Genomic DNA, 23,487 nt, shown 5'->3' with positions numbered 1-23,487 from the left:
AAGAAAAAAATCCGTAACCGGATAAACATAAAAAACAAAACCGCGGGACACGCGGGGATAGCCTGTTTTAGCTTTGCTCTAAAGGGTAATCGAGCAGGAAGCCCCCACTTCAAAATCGTAAGATTTAAGTGGTGGGAGCATGTCACCGCCGTGAGTAAGAGCAAACATGCTCGCACTGAAATGAAATAGAACGGAGCATAGCAAATGGAGAACAGGATCATTACAACAGATGTTACAGAAGAGGATTTTTCCCTGGAGGGAAATTTAAGGCCTCAGAGTCTGGATGAGTATATTGGTCAACAGAAAACAAAAGATACCCTGAAAATTTATATCGAAGCAGCAAAGCAGCGTCATGATTCACTGGATCATGTGCTGTTTTATGGACCTCCGGGGCTGGGAAAGACTACACTTTCCGCGATCATTGCCAATGAGATGGGAACACATATGAAGGTAACATCAGGTCCTGCGATTGAAAAGCCAGGCGAAATGGCTGCGATCCTGAACAACCTTCAGGAAGGAGATGTGCTGTTTGTAGATGAGATACACAGACTGAATCGACAGGTAGAAGAGGTTCTTTACCCGGCAATGGAAGATTTTGCTATCGATATCATGATCGGCAAGGGAGCATCCGCCCGTTCCATTCGTCTGGATCTTCCGAAGTTTACATTGGTAGGTGCAACAACGAGGGCAGGTCTTCTTTCCGCGCCGCTTCGTGATCGTTTTGGCGTAACACAGAGACTGGAGTTTTATGATAAAAAAGAACTGACGACGATCATTCTACGTTCCGCTCAGGTGCTTGGCGTGGAAATCGAACCCAATGGAGCTGCCGAGATCGCCAAGCGTTCCAGAGGAACCCCCCGTCTGGCCAACCGTCTTCTGAAGAGAGTACGTGATTTCGCCCAGGTGAAGTATAATGGTGTGATCACCTACGATGTTGCCTGCTTCGCATTGGATCTTCTGGAAGTAGATCAGTATGGCCTTGATAAAACAGACCGCCGCATTCTCCAGACCTTGATCCTGAATTTTCAGGGCGGCCCCGTGGGGCTTGAAACACTTGCCGCATCGATCGGAGAAGACTCCGGAACACTGGAAGACGTGTATGAACCCTATCTTTTGCAGACAGGTTTCCTTAACAGAACTCCACGTGGAAGAATGGCTTCCGTGCTGGCATATACCCATCTTGGATATCCTCGTCCTGATTTATCGACAAAGTAAAGGTCATAAAAAAGTGAATTACTCGGTAACTGAGTTACCAGAGAATCTGAATTGAAGACTATTAGCACAGGTGAAAAAACGTTCTGTATAATGCGGTAAAAAAGAAAAAGCGCCAGGCAGGAAACTTTATTTTTGATATAACGGATTGCCCGCTGAAAGAGGGCGAAATAATGGAGCAGGTCAATAATCTGTTCAGATCAACACATCTCTCCTTTTTTGGAAGAGATCGCATTGTACAAGGATAGAAAAATAATTGGTGTTTATCAAAGAAATAAAAAATAAGAACCATTCAGCTGTACGATCTAAAAGATCATGGGTACTGCGAATGGTTCTTATTAAGATATCTTATGTGTATTTTACGATAATATACACAAGAATGCAAGACTTAAAATAAACAATAATTATCCACCAGTCAGAAAATGACAGGTGGTATTTTTATACACTTTTTTAAGAAAGAGAGGACAAGAAATGAAGAAATTATTTATCAGTCAGCCAATGAGTGGCAAAGCAGACGAGGAGATTCTTGCAGAGCGAAAGGTGGCAATCAAAGCGGCAGAAGAGTTGTTGAGAGAACCTGTAGAGGTTATTGATTCTTTCTTCCAGTCAGCACCGGTAGGAGCAAAACCTCTGTGGTTCATTGGAAAGTCCCTGGAGTTTTTATCTGATGCCGATATCGCCTATTTTGCAAAAGACTGGCAGAAAGCAAGAGGATGCAAGATCGAACATGAGCGTGCGGTTGAGTATGGAATTCCGAGAATTGACCATGTGTAGGAGGTAAGGAATGGGAAATGAAGAATTTTTAAGACTTTGCAAAGTAAAAGTAGCTGAATATACCAATTCACACATGGATAAGATCGATGGAAAACAGATCACAGTACAGTATGTGTACGTGGTATGGAGTTGTAAGACATTACAGAACAGTAAAGCACTTCTGAGCACGACTGTGCCGGATGGAATGTATTATGAGCTGACATATAACGGAGATAAGCACGAGTTATACTTTGATGCTTATAAGAAATTTCAAAACATGTGCTTTAAACTGTAATTGCGCCGGTGCAACAGTCGGAGAAGGGAAACACTACATGGAAACAATCATTTGCTCATGTCATAGAATAGAAGATCTGGAAAGAAAAGGAGAATGAACATGAATGTAAATGTAATGATGCAGTATGTAACATATGGTCTGGCGCTGATCGGGGTGCTGGCGTTCCTGGTATCGATTATTGTGCAGGTGATCAAAGAGCTCCCGGGACTTAATAAGATCCCGACAAGTATTGTAGCACTGGTCACATCACTGATCCTGTGTCCGGTGGCACTGGCAGTCCTGTGCACGTATTATAAGACAGCTGTCACCTGGTATTATATTTTCGCATCGATTATTGCGGCGTTTGTAGTGTATTTGGTTGCGACCGGCGGTTGGGAAAAAGTAAAAGGTATCTGGGACAGGACGAAATACAAAGATTCAGAGGGCGAGTGATCCCTTTGTGAAATTCGTTGAACATCAAAGGACGATATGATAATATAGAACACGGAGCAATCGTGTTGCAGGGTGGCTGACCTCTATTCTACATAGAATGGAGGTGGTGCTGATGGACAAGAATCATTTTGATTTCAAAGACCTCATGGCTTTTGGTATGTTCATTCTGGCATTGCTTACGTTCGTTTTGACGTTTTGTAAGTAATTTTCTACATAGAAAAACCACCCCAAAACTTTGGCTGAGTGTAGGGTGGAATTTCTATTTCGCTATTCACTGAGTTCAACCCCTTGTGGGCGGTTGTTCCTTTGTATTATCAATATACCATTTCGAAAAAAATAATTCAAGTATTTTTAGGAGGCGAGTAATCGTCTTTTTTTATTGGAGGAAACATATGTTAAAGATTATGGGAAAAGCTCAGGTATCCGGCAGGAATTATGGTCAGAAGATCATCAGCATTTTGAATGGCATATTATCTATTAAGGCATCAAATAAGACATCAAAAACAGAAAAGGAGAGTACAACCATGAATATCAACACAAGTCTTATCAGTAACAACAACAGCTATGCAGGTCATAAACCGGCATATATCGTAATTCACAACACAGATAACTATGCCAAGGGTGCAAATGCGAAAGCACATGCTAAGGCTCAACATGATGGAAACTTTAAAGGCTATTCTGCACATGTATATGTGGATGACACAGAGGCATATCAGGCGCTTCCGTATAACCGTGGCGCATGGCACGTAGGGGTTAACTACGGCGGTCGGCTGTTTGGTACTGTCAACAACAGAAATTCAGTAGGGATCGAGATGTGCGTCCAGGCAGGCTATAACTATGAGAAAGCTTTCCAGAATACAGTCCAGGTGTGCAAACAGCTTATGAAACAGCTGGGAATCCCGGCAGACAGAGTTGTGCAGCATTATGATGTATGTGCAAAGAACTGCCCGTCAGCAATTCGTGCAAAAGGTGACTGGAACCGGTTCAAGCAGCTGATCGGAGCTGAGACCGCCACACCGACGGTAGATAAGTATTATCGCACGAGAAAGTCCTGGGCTGACAGCAAGAGCCAGATCGGAGCATACAAGAGCCTTGAGAATGCAAAGAAAGAGTGGAAACAGGGCTACACCATCTATGATTGGAACGGAAAAGCAGTGTATCCTGTACAGACTTCAGAAAAGGCAGTAGTTCTGACAGGAAAATTTGAGACCCAGCTTCCGATCATCCGGAAAGGGAATTCCGGCGTTGCAGTTTCTGTGCTGCAGTCTGTACTTGGTGTTACTGTGGATGGCCATTTCGGAGACGATACAGAAGCATCTCTGAAAGTTTTCCAGAAAAACACAGGCGTAAAGGTAAGTGGAACCTGCGGTATTGATTCCTGGAAAAGGGTGATCGAACACATGAAAGCCAACACTCATAATTGAGAAAAACATTTGCATTTTTAAGGAAAATATTGTAATCGACAAAATAATAGAAAAACTTCTATACATTTTTGCGGGAATCAGTTATAATAAAAGAAATTGTGGGTTATAAGACCGGCAATGCAGAGGAATGTTATTGAGGAAATTACCAGTAACAGATAAATTCAGGAGGCTTTACGAATGGCGGTAAAGAATACAGCACAGGTTGTTATCGATGGAAAGATCATTACTCTGGGCGGGTATGAGTCCGAGGAATATTTTCAGAAGGTTGCAGCCTATATGAATAATAAGATCAGTGAGCTGAGTCAGATGCCGGGATACTCTAGACAGGCCATGGAGACCAAGCATACACTGCTCAGTCTGAATATTACAGATGATTATTTTAAGGCAAAGAAGCAGGCGGAGATTTTTGAACAGGATCTGCAGCAGAAAGACCAGGAGATGTATGATCTGAAACATGAACTGATCTCTTTGAAAATGCAGATTGAAGAGGCGAAGAAGGCAGAACAGGAAGCTCAGGAACAGAAGAATCTTCTGGACGGTAAGGTGAAGGAACTGGAGAAAGAACTTGATGAACTGCTTAAATAAGGATGGGGGATTGCTTCGGTAATCCTCTTTTGTTTTATGGTCATCGGATTGATTAACAGATGGGAGATGAGGGAATACTTTGAAAAATATGATAACAGAACTGCTCTCGCCGGCAGGTTCTTATGAAATCTTTGAGGCAGCTATTGGTGCCGGGGCTGATGCGGTATATGTAGGGGGACCGGCTTTTGGAGCAAGAGCTTATGCGCAGAACTTTACTCAGGAAGAGCTGATCGCTGCCATTGAGACCGCACATATCCATAACCGTAAATTATATCTTACTGTGAATACACTTTTGAAGAACCGTGAACTGGATGATCAGCTGTTTGAATATCTGCTTCCATATTATGAGGCAGGTCTGGATGCGGTGATCGTACAGGATCTGGGAGTATTTTCTTTTATACGCCGGAATTTCCCGGATCTGGATATTCATGCAAGCACACAGATGACAGTAACCGGACCGGAGGGAATGCTATTTTTGGAGGAAAAGGGAGCAACTCGTGTGGTTCCGGCCAGAGAGCTTTCCCTGGAAGAGATATCTGCCATGCATAAGGCAAGTCCTCTGGAAATAGAGACTTTTATCCATGGAGCTCTCTGTTACAGCTATTCCGGCCAGTGTCTGATGAGCAGTATTTTCGGTGGAAGAAGCGGAAACCGTGGCCGCTGTGCACAGCCATGCAGACTTCCTTACAGTGTAACCATGGATCACAGAAAATATAAAGGAGACAAGGATTTTTGTGCATTAAGCCTGAAAGATATCTGCACTCTGGATATTCTTCCGGATATCCTGGGGGCGGGTGTTATGTCTCTGAAGATCGAAGGGCGTATGAAACAGCCGGCGTACACAGCGGGCGTCACGGCAGTATATCGAAAATATCTGGATATGTATTTAAGTGGAAAAGAATATCATGTTCAGGAAAAAGACCGGAAGTATCTTCTTGAGCTTTTCAGTCGTGGAGGATCCTGCAAAGGATACTATGATATGTATCGCGGGCCGGAAATGATGGCTTTTGCCAATGAAAAAAAATCCGGTAATATCCAGCCGGAGATCAGAAAAATAAAAGAAAAAATTCATGGGAATTTAATACTTTCTCCTGAAAGTCCTGTTATACTGGAAATAACCTGCAAGGGCCAGACAGTAACTGCTATGGGCGGTGAGGTACAGTTTGCTAAAAATCAGCCAATGGAAGAACAGAGGATCCGTCAGCAGATGGAGAAACTGGGAAATACAGATTTTCAGTGGGAGGATCTGAACATTGAAATAAATGGAAGGATTTTTGTTCCGGTTAAAGTTCTCAATGAAGTACGAAGAGATGCTCTGAGTCAGCTGCGGGAAGCACTGATCGGATGTCAGAAGAGAGCACAGGTTACGAAGCAGCCGACGAAATCTAAGAATCAGGCTGCCTGTCACAGAAGGGTAACAGACAGCCTGCCTGTGTATGTATCCTGTGAACGTTCGGATACTGCGGAAGTACTTTTGAACGAACCGGGGATTACAGGTTTTTATTTTCCTTTTGATACTATGGAAAAATATTTTTCACCGGAACTTGCTGCAAGCAGTGAATTATATCTTTCTACTCCACATATCCATCGCGGAGAAATCCCCGAAAAGTGGCTTCGATCAGCTCAAAAATGGTTGGAACAGGGTATGAAGGGTTTTCTGGTAAGAAACCTGGAATCTTATGCCGTACTGAAAAAAATGGGATATGGCGAAAAATGTATCCTGGATGCATCCATGTATACCTGGAATGATCAGAGTGTTGATTTCTGGCGGGAAGAGGGAGTTCTTCGAAATACAGTTCCCCTTGAGTTGAATGAGGGTGAACTGAAACACAGAGATAATACTTCTTCTGAGCTGCTTTTATATGGTTATATCCCACTGATGCTTTCTGCGCAGTGCGTAAGGAAGAATCTCTTCGGATGTACAGGAAAATGTGAGACTGTTTATCTGAAAGACCGCTATAACAGTGAATTTCCGGTAAAATGCAGCTGTACTCCATGGGGAAAAAACAACTCTGAAAAAGCAAAATACTGTTATAATATCATCTATAACAGCATTCCTTACGGACTTCCGGGTGAAAAAGATCAGGTAAAAAAACTGAACCTTCACTCTTTGCGGCTGGCATTTACGATCGAAGAGCCAGAGAAAGCCAAAACGATCCTGAAAGAATTCCGGACAGTTTATCAGGAAAATGGAAAACCTTCCGGACGTAGGTATACAAAAGGCCATTTTAAAAGAGGAGCCGAGTAAAAGTGTATGATTAATGTAATTACAGAATTATCCAAGTATGTGATCCTCACATTGATGATCGTCTATACCTTTCATTGTTTTTATATGGTGTGGCGGCAGGATGAGGAAGAAAAGAGAGAACTGCTCCATCAGCAGCTGACCATGATATTTTTTATTGATTTTACAGCATTTCTTGTAATCTATTTAAAAAGCATGGATTTCAGGGTCATCCTGTTTTATATCGAAATGATGATCTTTTTTGCAGCGATCCAGATCCTTTATCGAATCATTTATCCGAATGCATCGCTGCTTCTTTTAAACAATATGTGCATGCTCCTGAGCGTGGGATTTATCATGCTCTGCCGGCTTTCACTTCCGTCTGCAACTAAGCAGCTTCTGATCGTGGCAGCAGGTAGTGCAGTATCACTGGTGATACCGGTAATGATACGAAAAATGAAATTTTTAAAGGATCTTACATGGGCTTATGCCGGAATTGGTATTGTACTACTGGCGGCAGTCCTTGTTCTGGCAAGCACAAGCTACGGTGCGAAGCTTTCTCTTATGGGAATCCAGCCTTCCGAGGTGATCAAGATAACTTTCGTATTTTTCATGGCGTCGCTTCTGTGTACCAAGGTGGATTTTCGTAAAGTAGTACTGGCTACGATCGTTGCAGTGATCCATGTAGGGATCCTGGTTCTTTCCAGGGATCTGGGTAGTGCAGTGATCTTTTTTATCACCTACCTTGTACTGATCTATGTGGCAACCAGAAATCCAGGCTATTTATTCCTGGGGCTTGGCGGAGGATGCGTTGGTTCGGTGATCGCGTATCATCTTTTTGGGCATGTCCGTCAGCGAGTCAGTGCCTGGAAGGATCCGATGGCGGTCTATCAAAATGAAGGTTATCAGATCGTGCAGTCACTGTTTGCAATCGGAACCGGAGGATGGTTTGGAATGGGACTTTGTCAGGGCTCTCCGGAGAAAATCCCGGTCGTAAAAAATGATTTTATCTTCAGTGCTATCTGCGAGGAACTGGGAGGCATTTTTGCCATCTGCCTGATCCTTGTATGCACAAGCTTTTTTCTGATGATCGTTACCATTGCATTAAAGATCAGGAATCCGTTTTATAAACTGATCGCACTGGGGCTCGGAACAGAATATGCTTTTCAGGTATTTCTGACCATCGGCGGTGCAACCAAGTTTATTCCAATGACAGGAGTTACTCTTCCGCTTGTGAGTTACGGAGGCAGTTCTGTCATGTGTACCATCCTGATGCTTGCGATCATTCAGGGACTGTATATTCTGAGGGAAGATGAGGACGAACAAATTGAAACGCAGCGAAAAGAAACGATTGAAAGAAGAGGAAAGAGAGCAACGCCTGAGAGAAAGAGAAGTCGCCAGACTCCGTAGAAAAAAGAACCGGCCTTTAACTTTTGTATCGGCCTTCTTTATATTGATCTTTGTCAGTCTGATCGGATATCTGATCTATTTTGACGCCATAAAAAGCGAAGATTTTATCAACAGCCCGTACAACACCCGTCAGGATACATTTTCGGACCGGGTCGTACGCGGAAGTATCCAGTCTTCGGATGGTGAGATCCTGGCACAGACCAATGTGTATGAAGATGGAACAGAAGAGAGGACATATCCGTTTTCTAATATTTTTGCACATGCAGTAGGATATGATACCAATGGTAAGAGCGGTTTGGAATCGGAAGCAAATTTCCAGCTTCTCACCTCCCATTCATTTTTTCTGGAACAGATGAAAAATGAATTCCTGGGAAAAAAGAATCAGGGTGATACCGTGATCTCCAGTCTGAATGCAGATCTTCAGACAACGGCATACAATTCTCTGGGAGACCGGAGAGGAGCGGTAGTTGTACTGGAACCATCCACTGGACGTATCCTGGCTATGGTGAGCAAACCGGATTTTGATCCGAACACGATCGCACAGAACTGGGATACCCTTGTTAATGATGAGAGTAACAGTAGCCTTTTAAACCGTGCAACCAATGGAGCTTATCCGCCGGGATCAACATTTAAGATCGTCACGGCGTTGGATTATTTCAGGCAAAAGGGATCACTGGAAGGATATTCCTACCTGTGTCAGGGAAGTATCACAGTGGATGACCACACGATCCAGTGTTACAACGGTGCAGTACATGGACAGGAGGATTTTTATTCCGCATTTGCACATTCCTGTAACTGTGCATTTGCAGATATGGGACTTGGTCTGGGAGGAGGTACTCTGAAAAGTACTGCAGAGGATCTGCTCTTTAATAAGGCTCTTCCGCTGAATTCCTATAAAACCAGCCGTTTTACCCTGGATAATGATTCTCCGAACGCACTTGTGATGCAGACCTCGATCGGCCAGGGTAACACTCTTGTTTCTCCGATGCATATGGCCTTGATCACAAGTGCCATCGCCAATGATGGTGTACTGATGAAACCAACCATGATCGACAAGATCGTGAATAATTCCGGTGATGCGGTCAGGGAAACAGAAAAAACAGAATACAAACGTCTGATGACAAGAAATGAAGCCAATATCCTTGGAAAACTAATGAAAAATGTAGTTGAAAACGGTACGGCTTCTGCATTGAACGGACGAGGATATACTGTTGCCGGAAAAACCGGTTCTGCGGAGTTTGATGAAAATGGTTCCAGTCATTCCTGGTTTGTGGGTTATTCTAATGTAGATGATCCGGATATCGCCATTGCAGTGATCGTGGAAAACGGCGGAACAGGAAGTGAAGCGGCAGTTCCCATTGCGGCAGATGTTTTTGATGCATATTATTTCGATTAAATTGAGAACAGTATCTGCTTCTTGCCCCTTGCCTATAAGGTGAAAAAGAGGTATACTATAGCCAGTGCAAAAGACACACGCATTACAGGAGGATTGCAATATGATAGAAGCAACAAGCTGTGGCGGTGTGGTAATTCATCGGGGTAAGATCCTGGCATTGTATAAATCCTACAGGAACCGTTATGAAGGATGGGTGCTTCCCAAAGGAACTGTAGAAAAAGGAGAGACTTTTGAACAGACTGCTTTACGTGAAGTAATGGAAGAAGCAGGTGTTCGGGCCTCTATCGTGAAATATATCGGCAAGAGCCAGTATAATTTCACCGTTCCGGAGGATGTGGTAATGAAAGAGGTACACTGGTATCTCATGATAGCTGATAATTATCATAGCAAACCCCAGCGAGAGGAATATTTTGTAGATTCCGGATACTATAAGTTTCATGAGATCTATCATCTTCTCCGTTTTTCCAACGAGAAGCATATCGTGGAACAGGCCTATCAGGAGTATCTGGAAATGCGAAGTGAAGGCGTCTGGGCGAAACAGCAGAAGTATTTTTAACAACAGGACAGGGCTGTGTACATACGCAGCCCTGTTTGGCATTATAACGGAGGTGAGGGCAGATTGCTGAAATGGATGAAAAACTATTACATAGGAAATGATGTAAAAAATCCTACTAGAATAAGAACCAGGATCACTGCTGGTAAATTCGTGCCGGATATCTACGTTGTTACTTTGTCTGATAATCCCGGAAATATTTTGGAAATTCTTCCCGCAGGCATGCTTGTACAGCGAAGCGCCAGAGCCACCTGTCCTTTGATCGTTGGAATGGCCAGAGGGAAATCCGGTGCTATACAGATGGTACAGGATATGATCGAACAGGTTTATACCGAAACTGGAAATTTTAAAATAAAAGAATATCTGAAAAACAGGTGAACCAATGCTGCATATATTATGGCTGATAATAAAATGGATATTGATCCTTCTGGGGATCCTGATCGGGCTGATTCTTATGATCCTGCTGCTTCTTTTATTCTGTCCGATCAGATACAGAGGGAAAATAAAAAAAGACCGAACGGATAGTCTTCGGGAAATACATGCTTTCGGTGAAGTGAGCTGGCTGCTTCATATAATTTCTGCACAGGTATTCTGGGAGCAGGGCGTTCTGAAAACAAAATTATGTTTTTTAGGGATTCCTTTGGAAAAATTTAAAAATCTGTTTCGTAAAAAAAAGAAACCTAGATCTCTTTCCAACTCCGGAAATCAAAATGCCAAAAAACAGGCAGAGGCTTCCAGAAGCCATGAAAAGACATCAAAAAACGAAAATCAGAACGATACCGCAGAGCTGCAAATGTCTGAGCCGCAGGAAGATACTGTTGAAGATATAAATGAAATTTTGGAAAATGTAATAATGGAGCCGATATCGATTTCCGAAGAAATATCGGAAGATGAAAAGAAGCTTCGGACAAAGATTGCAGATTTAATTTTGAATATAGTGGGAAGAATAAAAACTGCAGTTGGAAATCTGATCCGAATCGTACAGAATTTTCTTGGAATGCCCAAAAGGATTCTGAAAAAAATGCAAAGTCTTGCATTAACAATCCGGAATTTCTGTGATAAGATAAACTGGTGGAAGGAATTTTTAGACCATCCCCGAACCAGAGAGGCTCTTTCCTTTCTGTGTAAAAATGCAAAAAAACTGATTTATCATGTGCTTCCGACAAGGATCACCGGAAAAATCACATTTGGCAATGAAGATCCGGCAGTTACAGGTATGGTATTGGCTGTATTAGGAATGACGATTCCTTTTCATAAAAACAAGATCGAAGTAGCGCCCCTTTTTGATGATGAAAATGTTCTTGAGGGAGAGATCATGTTAAAAGGAAGGATTTATGGAATTGTAGTTCTCACAACAGCAGCGAAGCTTTATTTCAATAAAAATATAAAATACGTCATCCACCGATGGAGACATAAGGAGGTAAATCATGGAGAAAGAGAATAATTTCAAAGATACCGTGAATTCATTATTTAAAGGAATGGATGGCTTTGTATCGGCCAAAACAGTGGTTGGCGATGCCATTCATGTAGGTGATACCATTATCCTTCCTCTGGTCGATGTATCCTTCGGCGTGGGAGCCGGAGCTTTTGAAGGGGACAAGAAGAATAACGGCGGCGGAGGTCTTGCCGGAAAGATGTCTCCCTGTGCAGTACTTGTGATCCAGAATGGAAGCACCAAACTTGTAAACGTAAAAAATCAGGATGGCCTTACCAAGGTTCTGGATATGGTGCCGGATTTTGTGAACCGTTTTGCGCCAGGTGCAGGCAATGCTGAGGATACGGACGGGAAAGAAGAGTAGTATTTCATTTAGATTTCATGCATATACTGTAATAAAAAAACAGGAAATGAGCAGACAGGAGTGGGAAAGCTAACTGGTTTTATGCTGTTTTTTATTGGTGTGGGCATGGTTCTTGGTATCCTTATTACAGAGAATTTTATTGTGATCGCAATGGCAGTCATATGTCTGCTATGCGGATATCATATGTTTTGCAGATAAGCGGGAAGTGTGCACCTGGCATACTTCCCGCTTGTGATTTATCTGTCTTAAAGATAAAAAAACAGCCCCCGCATTCTACGGGGGCATACGATATTACTTACGCTCTTTCAACTTTTCCGGATCTTAAACAAGAAGTACATACATACATTTTCTTTGCTCCGCCGGCAGTTGTTTTTACTCTGACGGATTTAACGTTAGATTTCCACATTTTGTTGGATCTTCTATGGGAATGACTCACATTGTTTCCGAAATGAGCTCCTTTATCGCAGATTGCACATTTAGCCATGAATAGCACCTCCTTTTATCAACAGTCACCATTTTAACAGATGAACTGCTCTTTTGCAAGCAAAAAAAGGAAATTTATCAAAAATTCTGCAAAGAGTTTTAAGGAAAGTATTCCATACCTCCGGGAACAGGGCGGATCATGGTGAAATTAAGCGTTGTGTGTATGGTTTAGATCAATTTGAAACATAGAAAATTACCCAGTGCGAATTAATTTATCGTTTTTTCTTTGACCTGGTCTCTTTCCTGAATCGGAATAGAACATATTCTTGCTGAACTGGCATATGAGGATAGGAAAAACGGGAAAATGCAAAAGAATTTGGCAGGTAGTTCGGAATCCGAAAATGTGGTATGATTATAGGTAGGATATCAGAAACGTCAGGAGTTGAATAGATTGTGAAGACGGAAGAAATCTTTAAATATGTGCAGAAACAGTACGGAACAGTCCCAGAATATTTATGGAGTAAATCGCCAGACAGTGCAGTACTTCGACATAAAAACGGAAAATGGTATGCAGTGATCATGACTGTCGAAAAATCAAAACTGGGATTAGAAGGAAAAAATCCGGTTGATATCATGGATGTAAAGTGTGATCCGGACATGACGAATATGATTATTCAGACTCATGGATTTTTACCTGGATACCATATGAACAAGCAGTACTGGATCACGATTTTACTGGATGGTTCGGTCAGTAAAGCAAAGATACTGGACTTTTTGGACATGAGTTATGACCTGATTGATGGCGCAGGCAGAAAGGAAAACAAATGAAAAAAGCAATCATATATGCATCGGTACATCATGGAAATACAGAAAAATTAGTAAAGAGCATAGCAGAAGAGTGTCAGGTTGATTTGATTGATGCTGTAAAACAACCCGATGCAGATCTGAGCAGTTATGATATGATTGGGTTTGCATCAGGAATCTATTTTTCAAAATTTCATCAGTCATTATTGGGATTTGCAGAGAAGAATCTACCGGACGACAAAAAGGTATTTCTGATCTGTACTTATGGTGGAAGTGCGAATTATAAATCCATTGAGCAGATTTTGGACAAGAAGCGTTCCAAAGTAATAGGAAAATTCGGGTGCAAGGGTTATGACACATTTGGTCCATTTAAACTGGTTGGTGGAATTGCAAAAGGGCATCCAGATGAAGAAGATATAAAAAATGCAGTTGAGTTTGTAAAAGGATTATAAGTAAATAAACGAAAAAGAAAAACCGGCTTCATAGTATCGGTCGGCATGCTCCATCACAATCCGGGATTCCCCTTCAATAGAGTGGATGAGCTTAATTTTCTATAAGATAAAACAAGTTGAACTCTATCATTGCGTAATTATAAAAAAAAGGTTATAATAGATTTATATAATTTAATCTGAATGAAACAATGGAGGTAACCATATGAATGGACGTATAGATTCCGGATTGGGTCAGATCGTAATTGATACAGATGTCATTGCGACTTATGCCGGCAGTGTGGCGGTAGAGTGTTTTGGTATCATCGGAATGGCAGCTATCAGTATGAAGGATGGCCTGGTCAAGCTTTTGCGTATTGACAGCCTGAAACATGGTATCAGTGTTAAGATCACGGATGATAATAAGATCCGGCTGAATTTTCATGTCATCGTAGCATATGGCGTGAATATCAGTACTATTGCGGACAATCTTGTCAACAATGTAAAATATAAAGTCGAAGCCTTTACAGGAATGGAGATTGAAAAGATCAACATTATGGTTGAGGGCGTGCGTGCAATAGATTAGTTTTAGAGGAGGAACTTGTGGTGAATAACAAAACCATAGATGCTAAAATACTTTCCAGAATGTTTCTGTCCGGAGCAAAGAATCTGGAAGCGAAGAAAGAGTGGATCAATGAACTGAATGTGTTTCCTGTACCTGATGGAGATACGGGAACCAATATGACGCTTACCATCATGTCTGCTGCTTCTGAAGTAGGTGCTCTTACAGATCCGGATATGGAATCCCTGGCAAAGGCAATTTCTTCCGGTTCCCTCCGTGGAGCCAGAGGTAATTCCGGTGTTATCCTGTCACAGCTTCTGCGCGGATTTACCAGAGGTGTGCGTAAACTTACAGATCTGGATGCACCTGCCATTGCCGCAGCTATGGAGCGAGGCGTTGAAACTGCATACAAAGCAGTTATGAAACCAAAAGAGGGAACCATTCTTACTGTAGCCAGAGCTGCAGCAGACAGAGCCGCAGAGCTTGCTGATGCTGCAGAAGATCTGGATGCTTTTTTCGACGGGATCTTTCAGCATGCAGAGGAAACTCTTGCCAGAACACCGGAGATGCTTCCAGTCCTGAAAGAAGCAGGTGTTGTGGATTCTGGCGGACAGGGACTTCTGGAAGTTTTCCGTGGTGCCATCGACGGATATCATGGAAAAGAAGTGGATTATTCCCAGTTTGAAGCAGCAGCTCCTAAGATCACAAAGATTTCTCCTCAGGCAGAGGCAGATATCAAATTTGGATATTGTACAGAGTTTATTATCCTTCTTGAAAAACCGCTTCCACAGGATGAGATCGACCGTTTCCGTGAATTTCTGGATTCCATCGGTGATTCCATTGTTTTGGTAGCTGATGATGAGATTGTCAAGGTACACGTGCACACCAATCATCCGGGACAGGCTTTTGAACGCGCACTCACGTATGGTCAGCTTTCCCGTATGAAGATTGACAATATGAGAGAAGAACATCAGGAAAAACTGATCAAAGATGCGGAAAAACTTGCAAAAGAACAGGCAGAAAACAAAGAACCTCCAAAGGATCATGGATTTATTTCCGTATCCGTAGGTGAGGGACTTTCTCAGATCTTCCGTGAGCTTGGCGTAGATTATCTGATCGAAGGCGGCCAGACTATGAATCCGAGTACCGAAGACATGCTCAATGCTATTGAGAAAGTAAATGCAAAAACAATTTATATTTTCCCGAATAACAAGAATATTATCCTTGCAGCTAACCAGGCAAGAGATCTGACTGAGGACAAGGAGATCATTGTAGTACCAACCAAGACAATCCCACAGGGAATTTCCGCAATGATCAGCTTTGTTCCGGAGAAGGGCGGCGAAGAGAACCTTGCTTCCATGACCGATGCGATTTCCAGAGTGAAGACCGGACAGATTACTTATGCAGTCCGTGATACACGCATTGATGACAAGGAAATCCATGAGGGAGATATCATGGGAATCGGTGATGCAGGTATCCTTGCAGTAGGCAGAGATCGACTTCAGGTAGCGGAGGAGATGGTAGCAGAGATGGTTGACGAGGAATCTGAGATCATCAGTGTTTACTATGGTGAAGATGTATCTGAGGAAGATGCAGAGGCACTTTCTGATTCTCTTACCGAGAAATATCCGGAGTGCGAGGTTGAGCTGAACCAGGGTGGACAGCCAATTTACTACTATCTGATTTCTGTAGAATAAAGAGCACAAAAAATGAATGATAAGACACCTTTACGTGAATTAAAAGGCGTGGGTGAGAAAACAGAGAAGCTTTTCCAGAAGATCGGGATCACGACTGCGGAAGAGCTTCTCCGTTATTATCCGCGGACTTACGATATATATGAGGAGCCTGTGGAGATTGCATCAGCAGAGGAGGACAAAACAGTCTCTATCCGTGCCACTATAGCAACAGGTATTTATATTAACCAGATACGCAATCTCCAGGTTCTGACAACAACTGTGGCAGATGCAAGCGGCCGATTGCCGGTTGCCTGGTTCAATGCGCCTTATTTGAGGGGAACACTCAAAAAGGGCAGTGTGTTTATCCTCAGAGGAAAGATCATCAGAAAAAAAGGCCGTCCGCAGATGGAACATCCGGAGATTTTTACCCCGGCAGCTTATGAGGAGATCATTCACAGTATGCAGCCTGTATATGGTCTGACGAAAGGACTTTCCAACAAGATGATCACGAAGTTGGTCCATCAGATTTTGGATACAAGGCCTCTCCATGGGGAATATCTGCCGGAGGAGATACGGGAACGCTATCAGCTCGCAGATGCCAATTATGCGATCCGGACTATCCATTTTCCGAAAAATATGCAGGAGCTTCTCACAGCCAGGAAACGTCTGGTATTCGATGAATTTCTGCTTTTTGTGCTGGCAATACAGCTCTTGAAGGAGAAAACAGAAGAGGCTCCAAACACTTTTTCAATGAAACCAGTATGGACAACCGAGGAGATCATAGAAGGGCTTCCCTATGACCTGACCGGAGCCCAGAAGAATGTCTGGCATGAGATCGAACGGGATCTGAGCGGTCATAAGCTGATGTCCAGGCTTGTACAGGGGGATGTTGGTAGCGGCAAGACCGTGATCGCATTTTTAGCTATGGTACTTTCAGCAGAGAATGGATTTCAGAGTGCATTGATGGTACCGACAGAGGTTCTGGCAAATCAGCATTACGAAGGCTTTCTGAGGCTGATGGAAGAACAGAATATCGCTTCCTGCCATCCGGTGCTTCTGACAGGATCTACCACAGCCAGACAGAAGCGTGAGATCTATCAGAAGATTGCAGACGGTGAAGTGAATGTGATCATCGGAACTCATGCCCTGATCCAGGAAAGGGTGGAATATAAGAATCTGGGGCTTGTGATCACAGATGAGCAGCACAGATTCGGCGTTCGCCAGAGGGAAGCGCTGACGACCAGAGGAAATCCGCCTCATGTACTTGTTATGAGCGCAACCCCCATTCCCCGGACACTGGCGATCATTTTATACGGAGATCTGGATATTTCGATCATTGACGAGCTTCCTGCAAAAAGACTTCCGATCAAGAATTGCGTAGTAGGAACTTCCTACCGTCCCAAGGCGTATTCTTTTATTGAAAAGCAGGTGCAGATGGGAAGGCAGGCTTATGTGATCTGTCCTATGGTGGAAGAGAGCGAAGGCCTGGAGGCAGAGAATGTTACAGATTATGCCAGAAAGCTTCAGGAGATCCTTCCAGGGGAGATCAAAGTAGAAATCCTTCACGGAAAGATGAAGCCAAAAGAGAAAAACAGGATCATGGAGGCGTTTGCTTCCGGCGAGATCCAGGTACTGGTATCTACCACAGTTGTGGAGGTTGGAGTGAATGTGCCAAATGCTACCGTCATGATGGTAGAAAATGCAGAACGTTTTGGGCTTGCCCAGCTTCATCAGCTTCGGGGCCGTGTAGGGCGTGGAGAGCATCAGTCTTACTGCATTTTTATCCAGGGAAATAATGAAGAAAATACTTCTAAACGTCTGAAGATCCTCAATGAATCCAATGATGGATTTTATATAGCCGGAGAAGATCTGAAGCTTCGGGGCCCAGGAGATCTTTTCGGTATCCGCCAGAGCGGACTGATGGAATTTAAGATCGGTGATATCTACAATGATGCCGGAATTTTGAAGAATGCAAGTGAAGCAGCTGGTGAGATCCTGGCACTGGATTTTGATCTTATCCTGCCTCAGCATAAGGCTTTAAAGGAGCATCTCAAAGGGTATATGAGTGAAGAACTGGAAAATCTGGGGATCTAATTGGATGGAGCAAAGCGAAGAATCAGAACTTCGTTTTAGTATAAAAAGAAAAAGGGGGAAAACAGGATGAGGAGAAAAATGATAAAAAAACTTCTGTGTGTCGTTTTATCAGGGTCTATGATCTTTGGCAATGCAGGGATAACCATGGCTTCAGAGACAGAACCGGAAACAGTCCAGGAAAATGTAAATGAGGAGACTGACAGTCCAGAGGAAAGTTTTTCTGAGGAAGATATTTTTGAAGATGGAATCTCAGCAGACGATGAAGCAGCAGAATTACCTGATAGCACAGAACAGGAATTAGAAGAAGAGCCGGAAGAAGCGGATAATATAGAAATGTCGGAGGACACTGAAAATCTTTCGGAAGAACCGGAAACAGAAGAAATGGCAGAAAGTGATGACTTTTCTGATGGAGAAGAAGATGCTGTAAGTGCTTCCGCAAGCATGATGGATGGAGGAATCACCGGAGATATTGCCTGGTCAATTGATACATCCGGATGTCTTACATTAAAAGGAAACGGTGACTATGATACCTCAGATTATTATTGGGATGCAGAAAGGGGCTGGAGTAAATGGCAGGATGATATTAAAACAGCCATAGTTGAAATTTCCGGAATCACAAAGACAAGAGCTATGTTTAAGGGATGCAGGAATCTTACCAGGATCACTTTTAAAAACTGTGATTTCAGTAAGGTGACAGACATGGCCTTTATGTTCTCAGATTGTGAAAGCCTTACACAGCTGGATACTGGTTCATTGAAAACCGGAAATGTATCTCATATGCAGGGAATGTTCCGAAATTGCAGTAAATTAAAAACTCTGGATGTCAGTAAATTTGATACTTCAAAAGTTAATGATATGAATAGCATGTTTTTAGGCTGTGAAAGCCTTACACAGCTGAATGTCCGGAATTTTAATACTTCCAGAGTGACAAGGATGAGCGGAATGTTCCGTGAATGTCGGAATCTTAAACAGTTGGACGTCAGCAGATTTAATACAGCGAATGTTACGACTATGGAGGAGATGTTTTATTGCTGTGAAAGCCTTACACAGTTGAATGTCAGTAATTTCAATACAGCAAATGTTGTATATATGAACGGTATGTTCGAACGGTGCGAAAGTCTTACACAGTTAAATGTACGAAACTTTAATACATCAAATGTAGAAGATATGGGCAAAATGTTCTGTACTATGAGCAAGCTCAAGTCTCTGGATCTGAACAGTTTTAATACTTCTAATGTACAGAATATGTATTTCATGTTTTATGGAAATGAGTCTTTAACAAGCCTCAATATTAAAAATTTTGATACATCCAAGGTAGTAGATATGAATTCTATGTTTGGCGAGCTTAAAAAAATGACTTCTCTGGATGTTTCTGAATTTAACACATCAAAAGTAAAATCTATGGAAGGAATGTTTTCACGCTGCTATGCGTTAAAAGCTGTGGACGTGAGCCATTTCAATACTTCTGAAGTGGTAAAGATGGGATATATGTTTAACTCCTGTAGCAGCCTGGAATCTCTAAACCTCAGTAAGTTTAATACATCTAGCGTCAATGATGCAAGATATATGCTGTACTATATGGATAATCTTAAAACACTGAAAACGATCCCGAACCTGAAGTGCTCTATAGAACTTCCATTTACCATGTCAGACAGCTCAGGCAAAAAATATACGACTATGCCAACGAACAGTAAATGTATCACTTTAAAGGTAGTTGCTTCAAAACCAGTAGTTAGAAAGAGCATCAAAACGGCAAAGGTAACTGTAAAAACCGCAACTTACAATGGAAGTCCGCAGAAGCCAGGTGTAACTGTTAAACTTGGAAATACAACATTAAAAAGCGGCACAGATTATACAGTAACTTATTCTAATAATACAAAAACGGGAACAAAAGCTGTTGCAAAAATCACAGGAAAGGGAAGTTACAAAGATTCTGTTTCTAAATATTTTACCATCAAAGCATGCAGTCTTGACGGTAAAGTTCAAGTTAATTTGAAGACAACGATTTACACCTGGGATGGACAGGCAAAAACTCCCGCATTTTCTATTTATATGCCGAAAGCCAATGCGGCCGGAATGATCTCATTACAGAATGAAAAAGATTATACATATAAATATCTTAATAATAAAGAACCTGGAACAGCAACCTTACAAATCACAGGAAAGGGCAATTTTACAGGTACAAAAAAAATAGCTTATAAGATCAGCAAAGCAAAACAGCCGGTAAAAGTTACACCAGGAAGTATTACAAAACTTTATACAGACAAAGGCAAATCCTACAAAATCAGTGTTTCAGGAAAAAAAGAATTTGCAAAAGTGACATATTCAACCACTAATGCAAAAATTGCATCTGTAAAAAATAGCAAGATTATGCTTAATGGAGAGGGAGTGGCAACAGTTACTGTAAAAGTTGCGGCGACCAAACATTATCAGGCACAGAATATTGCAATTAAGATTAATGTGCTGAAAAGACAGAATATTACCACTGCTGTAAAGAATGGGGCAAAAATAGCGTATTCCACTACAATGAAATCTCTTGGTGCCAAAGTTCCTTCAGAAGGTGGGAAACTTACTTATAAGTCCTTAGATACCAGTATTGTTTCTGTGGATTCCAAAGGTAATTTGAACTTTAAAAAGGCAAAGAAGCTTGGAAAAGTTACAATCCAGATCACTGCAGCGAAATCTTCTTCCTATGCTCCGGCAACCAGGAAACTGACGATCACTACGGTAAAAGGAACTCCATCTGTCAGCTGTGTACAGCAGCAGGAACGTAAGATCTATGATGGAGCATTCAATCTCGGGGCAAAAGCAGATCAGAATGCAACATTGGTTTATTCCAGCAGCAACAGTGCTATTGCATCGGTAGCTTCTGATGGAACGGTTACTTTGAAGGAATGGCAAGAAAACGATATTCAGAGAGAAGTGCAGATCACAGTTACTACAAAAAGTACAACGTTTTATAATGCAGCGAAGCCGGTAATTGTTAATCTTACTGTTATTAAAAAGAAAAATCTGCAGCAGAGAATTGAAGATGAAAAAATCAAATTTCCTGATGGGAAATTTTGGAACCATGTTGTAAACAGTTATTCAGATCTGACAGATAATCTGGACAGCAGCGGAGCTCCTGAAAGATTTCAGGATACGATCAGTGATGTTCCATGCAAACATCACGGAACTCAGAGCGGAATTGATCCGATACCAGGTAATGGCGAGTATGATTGCAATAAGTTTGACGGGGCTATCCAGTGTGATGGGTTTGCAAGAAAAGTATTTTATGATATCTGGGAAGGGCAGAGAGTATCAGGCCTTCAGAGAATATATGATAATAATGTTCAGGTAGGAGACTATGTGCGCATCAATAATAATGGACATTCGGCTATCGTTACAGAAGTTTACAGTGATTCATTTAAAGTGATAGAGTGTAATCTGGATGGGGACGGACGTCATCATAATTGTCTGCTGCGTCATAACTGGACATATAGTAAAAGCAGTGTAACTTATCGTGTACATGCTGTAAATTACAGCCTTAACTAATAGACTTTTGAAACTTTTCTTTACAAAACTTTCAAATCGTAGTATTGTATTGCATGAGAAAAGATTAACAAATCCCTTGTAAGGAGGCTATAAACATGGCTAGAACAAAGAAAGCTGCAACCAAGACAACTGTAAAAACGGCTTCAATAAGCGAGACTCCTGCAAAATCTGTAGTAACCGCATCCGAAGAGAAAGCCGTTAAGGCTGAGACACCGAAGACAGACGATGCAAAAGCTTCTGTAGAAACAAAAGCAGCTGAGAAGACAGCTGAGGTAAAACCTGCCGCTGAGAAACCAGTAGAAGAAAAAACAGCAGAAGTAAAATCTGCTGAAGAGAAAACAACAGCTGTAAAATCAGAAGAGCCAGCTAAGAAAACCGCTGCCAAGAAGACAACAACACGAAAAACAACTGCAGCTAAGAAAACAACAACCAGGACGGCTGCTAAGACAACAGCAGCTAAGAAAGCTGAGCCAGTGACAGAAGTATATGTTCAGTACTGGGGCAAAGAGATACATACTTCAGAGGTTGCTGACAGGATCAAAAAGATCTGGACAGAGGATATGGGCAAAAAAGCTTCTGAACTGAAAGATCTCAAAATCTACATTAAACCCGAAGATAATGGTGCACATTATGTGATCAACGGAGATGTTACAGGATTTATCGGACTGTAAACAAAATCTTCATCGAACAGTATTTTAAAAGATATATATTGGCCTGTTATAGAGAATGTCTATAGCAGGCTATTTCTTTTGCATATTTGACCAATTCCAAATAGCATGTTATTATTCATTTAAGTAATAGCATACTAAACAGATAGGGATATGGTAAAATGAAACAGATATTATGCTTTGGAGATTCCAATACATGGGGATATGACGGAGAGAGCAGAGAGAGACTACCGTGGGGAGTACGCTGGACAAGCCTTCTCCAGGAAAAACTGAATAAAGAAGAATATCGCGTGATCGAGGAAGGACTGTGCGGAAGAACAACGGTTTTCGAAGATCCGCTCCGCGACGGAAGAAAAGGAACTGCACTTCTTCCCACACTTCTGGAAACACATGCCCAGGCGGATGTGATCACTCTAATGCTGGGAACCAATGACTGCAAAACTGTTTTTGGAGCATCCGCAGATGTAATCGGAAAGGGAATCACAAGACTGCTGGATCAGATCCAGGAATACGCACCAAGAGCGAAAGTCCTTCTCATGTCTCCCATCTATCTGGGAGAAAAAGTATGGCAGGAAGGATATGACCAGGAGTTTTCCAGAGAGTCTGTGATCGTTTCCAGAAATCTGCAGCCTGTTTATGAAAAAATCGCAGCTGAACGTCATATCAGTTTCCTTCCGGCAGCATCCTATGTACATTGCTGTGACGCAGATCAGGAACATCTGAATGCAGCAGGACATAAGAAATTTGCAGAGGTTGTATATCGAAAAGTACAGGAATTGCTGTAAATGAATATAGGATTTTAAGACTTTTGGATCTTATATAAAATAAAAAGATGTTGTCTGGCAGTTTTTCAGTTCTGTCAGACAGCATCTTTTTTGCATGAGCTTAGATCAACTCAGCATAGTAATAGATCTACCTGCGCGTACAGATTTAGTACTGCTGGCCGCCCTGGGAGCCGCTGGACATCTGGCGTTCCTGTGCTTCGATCATCTTTTTGACCATATATCCACCTACGGATCCGTTCTGTTTGGAAGTCAGGTTTCCGTTGTATCCGTCTGTAAGCGGAACACCCAGCTCGTTTGCTACCTCATATTTGAAACGGTCAAGTGCGCCCTTTGCTTCCGGTACAACTGCTTTGTTAGAAGAAGTGTTACTTGGCATAATTCATTTCCTCCTTGGTTGTTATTTGGTTTACTGTTACATTGCTAGTATATG

At 42.2% G+C, this 23,487-nt stretch carries 24 protein-coding genes; 22 read left to right on the top strand and 2 right to left on the bottom strand.

Annotation, left to right across the window (positions count from 1 at the left end; all coding sequences use genetic code 11):
• The first annotated feature begins 204 nt into the window (after nt 1-204).
• The 14 genes from ruvB (at nt 205) to ABCM67_RS01145 (ending at nt 12,281) form a co-directional block, all read left to right on the top strand.
• Nucleotides 205-1,215 (top strand): Holliday junction branch migration DNA helicase RuvB, encoded by a 1,011-nt coding sequence (gene ruvB, locus ABCM67_RS01210; protein ID WP_015524888.1) that lies wholly within the window; start codon nt 205-207, stop codon nt 1,213-1,215.
• Between the two features lie 468 nt (nt 1,216-1,683).
• Complete coding sequence (locus tag ABCM67_RS01205; RefSeq protein ID WP_022426487.1) at nt 1,684-1,986, top strand: DUF4406 domain-containing protein; 303 nt, start codon at nt 1,684-1,686, stop codon at nt 1,984-1,986.
• Nucleotides 1,987-1,996: 10 nt separating this feature from the next.
• On the top strand, nt 1,997-2,260 hold the full coding sequence (locus ABCM67_RS01200; RefSeq protein WP_110103918.1) for a DUF6275 family protein: 264 nt from the start codon (nt 1,997-1,999) through the stop codon (nt 2,258-2,260).
• A 99-nt stretch (nt 2,261-2,359) separates the two neighbouring features.
• On the top strand, nt 2,360-2,692 hold the full coding sequence (locus tag ABCM67_RS01195) for a ribonuclease (RefSeq protein WP_110103919.1): 333 nt from the start codon (nt 2,360-2,362) through the stop codon (nt 2,690-2,692).
• A gap of 392 nt (nt 2,693-3,084) precedes the next feature.
• The gene (locus ABCM67_RS01190) at nt 3,085-4,116 is read left to right on the top strand and encodes an N-acetylmuramoyl-L-alanine amidase (RefSeq protein ID WP_147602989.1); all 1,032 of its coding nucleotides are present in this window, start codon (nt 3,085-3,087) and stop codon (nt 4,114-4,116) included.
• A 177-nt stretch (nt 4,117-4,293) separates the two neighbouring features.
• The gene (locus ABCM67_RS01185) at nt 4,294-4,701 is read left to right on the top strand and encodes a cell division protein ZapA (RefSeq protein WP_015524889.1); all 408 of its coding nucleotides are present in this window, start codon (nt 4,294-4,296) and stop codon (nt 4,699-4,701) included.
• Between the two features lie 88 nt (nt 4,702-4,789).
• Nucleotides 4,790-6,949 (top strand): U32 family peptidase, encoded by a 2,160-nt coding sequence (locus tag ABCM67_RS01180; protein ID WP_147603105.1) that lies wholly within the window; start codon nt 4,790-4,792, stop codon nt 6,947-6,949.
• Nucleotides 6,950-6,955: 6 nt separating this feature from the next.
• Entirely contained in the window at nt 6,956-8,335 is a 1,380-nt protein-coding gene (locus tag ABCM67_RS01175) for an FtsW/RodA/SpoVE family cell cycle protein (protein WP_147602988.1), read from the top strand.
• A complete protein-coding gene (locus ABCM67_RS01170; protein WP_147602987.1) occupies nt 8,238-9,731 on the top strand; it encodes a penicillin-binding transpeptidase domain-containing protein in 1,494 nt (497 codons plus the stop codon). Before ABCM67_RS01175 ends, ABCM67_RS01170 begins: the two co-directional genes overlap by 98 nt.
• A 100-nt stretch (nt 9,732-9,831) precedes the next feature.
• Nucleotides 9,832-10,287: an NUDIX domain-containing protein gene (locus tag ABCM67_RS01165; RefSeq protein WP_015524893.1), complete on the top strand. Its 456-nt coding sequence runs from the start codon at nt 9,832-9,834 to the stop codon at nt 10,285-10,287.
• Nucleotides 10,288-10,350: 63 nt separating this feature from the next.
• A complete protein-coding gene (locus ABCM67_RS01160; RefSeq protein WP_110103921.1) occupies nt 10,351-10,662 on the top strand; it encodes a hypothetical protein in 312 nt (103 codons plus the stop codon).
• Between the two features lie 4 nt (nt 10,663-10,666).
• Nucleotides 10,667-11,728 carry a DUF2953 domain-containing protein gene (locus ABCM67_RS01155; RefSeq protein WP_147602986.1) on the top strand — a complete coding sequence of 354 codons (1,062 nt, stop codon included), beginning with the start codon at nt 10,667-10,669 and terminating at the stop codon, nt 11,726-11,728.
• Nucleotides 11,712-12,083, top strand: a complete 372-nt coding sequence (locus ABCM67_RS01150) for a GerW family sporulation protein (protein ID WP_015524896.1) — start codon at nt 11,712-11,714, stop codon at nt 12,081-12,083. The genes ABCM67_RS01155 and ABCM67_RS01150 overlap by 17 nt, the downstream gene beginning before the upstream one ends.
• A gap of 60 nt (nt 12,084-12,143) precedes the next feature.
• Nucleotides 12,144-12,281, top strand: coding sequence for a hypothetical protein (locus ABCM67_RS01145; protein ID WP_173740860.1), 138 nt, complete (start codon nt 12,144-12,146; stop codon nt 12,279-12,281).
• 97 nt (nt 12,282-12,378) lie between these two features.
• Here the strand turns inward: ABCM67_RS01145 and rpmB are convergent, their stop codons facing one another.
• Nucleotides 12,379-12,567 (bottom strand): 50S ribosomal protein L28, encoded by a 189-nt coding sequence (gene rpmB / locus ABCM67_RS01140; RefSeq protein WP_015524898.1) that lies wholly within the window; start codon nt 12,565-12,567, stop codon nt 12,379-12,381.
• Between the two features lie 392 nt (nt 12,568-12,959).
• On the opposite strand from rpmB, the gene ABCM67_RS01135 reads away from it, so the two are divergent.
• The 8 genes from ABCM67_RS01135 (at nt 12,960) to ABCM67_RS01100 (ending at nt 23,057) form a co-directional block, all read left to right on the top strand.
• The gene (locus tag ABCM67_RS01135) at nt 12,960-13,334 is read left to right on the top strand and encodes an MmcQ/YjbR family DNA-binding protein (RefSeq protein ID WP_147602985.1); all 375 of its coding nucleotides are present in this window, start codon (nt 12,960-12,962) and stop codon (nt 13,332-13,334) included.
• Nucleotides 13,331-13,762, top strand: coding sequence for a flavodoxin family protein (locus ABCM67_RS01130; protein WP_195635349.1), 432 nt, complete (start codon nt 13,331-13,333; stop codon nt 13,760-13,762). The genes ABCM67_RS01135 and ABCM67_RS01130 overlap by 4 nt, the downstream gene beginning before the upstream one ends.
• 202 nt (nt 13,763-13,964) lie before the next feature.
• Nucleotides 13,965-14,324: an Asp23/Gls24 family envelope stress response protein gene (locus tag ABCM67_RS01125; protein WP_015524900.1), complete on the top strand. Its 360-nt coding sequence runs from the start codon at nt 13,965-13,967 to the stop codon at nt 14,322-14,324.
• 20 nt (nt 14,325-14,344) lie between these two features.
• Nucleotides 14,345-15,997, top strand: coding sequence for a DAK2 domain-containing protein (locus tag ABCM67_RS01120; protein WP_144093097.1), 1,653 nt, complete (start codon nt 14,345-14,347; stop codon nt 15,995-15,997).
• A 12-nt stretch (nt 15,998-16,009) separates the two neighbouring features.
• On the top strand, nt 16,010-18,070 hold the full coding sequence (recG, locus tag ABCM67_RS01115; RefSeq protein WP_173722255.1) for an ATP-dependent DNA helicase RecG: 2,061 nt from the start codon (nt 16,010-16,012) through the stop codon (nt 18,068-18,070).
• A gap of 78 nt (nt 18,071-18,148) precedes the next feature.
• The gene (locus ABCM67_RS01110) at nt 18,149-21,604 is read left to right on the top strand and encodes a BspA family leucine-rich repeat surface protein (RefSeq protein WP_161206365.1); all 3,456 of its coding nucleotides are present in this window, start codon (nt 18,149-18,151) and stop codon (nt 21,602-21,604) included.
• A gap of 95 nt (nt 21,605-21,699) precedes the next feature.
• On the top strand, nt 21,700-22,275 hold the full coding sequence (locus tag ABCM67_RS01105; protein ID WP_195635347.1) for a DUF6465 family protein: 576 nt from the start codon (nt 21,700-21,702) through the stop codon (nt 22,273-22,275).
• 158 nt (nt 22,276-22,433) lie between these two features.
• Nucleotides 22,434-23,057 (top strand): GDSL-type esterase/lipase family protein, encoded by a 624-nt coding sequence (locus ABCM67_RS01100; RefSeq protein WP_015524905.1) that lies wholly within the window; start codon nt 22,434-22,436, stop codon nt 23,055-23,057.
• 145 nt (nt 23,058-23,202) lie between these two features.
• Here ABCM67_RS01100 and ABCM67_RS01095 read toward each other — a convergent pair whose 3' ends face one another.
• The gene (locus ABCM67_RS01095; protein ID WP_021651493.1) at nt 23,203-23,433 is read right to left on the bottom strand and encodes an alpha/beta-type small acid-soluble spore protein; all 231 of its coding nucleotides are present in this window, start codon (nt 23,431-23,433) and stop codon (nt 23,203-23,205) included.
• Nucleotides 23,434-23,487 lie beyond the last annotated feature (54 nt).

Source organism: Blautia sp. 2227st1_G12_2227SCRN_220401 (genome assembly GCF_039062885.1).
Taxonomy (GTDB): Bacteria; Bacillota; Clostridia; order Lachnospirales; family Lachnospiraceae; genus Blautia_A; species Blautia_A fusiformis.
This window is presented reverse-complemented; position numbering and strand designations above follow the sequence as displayed.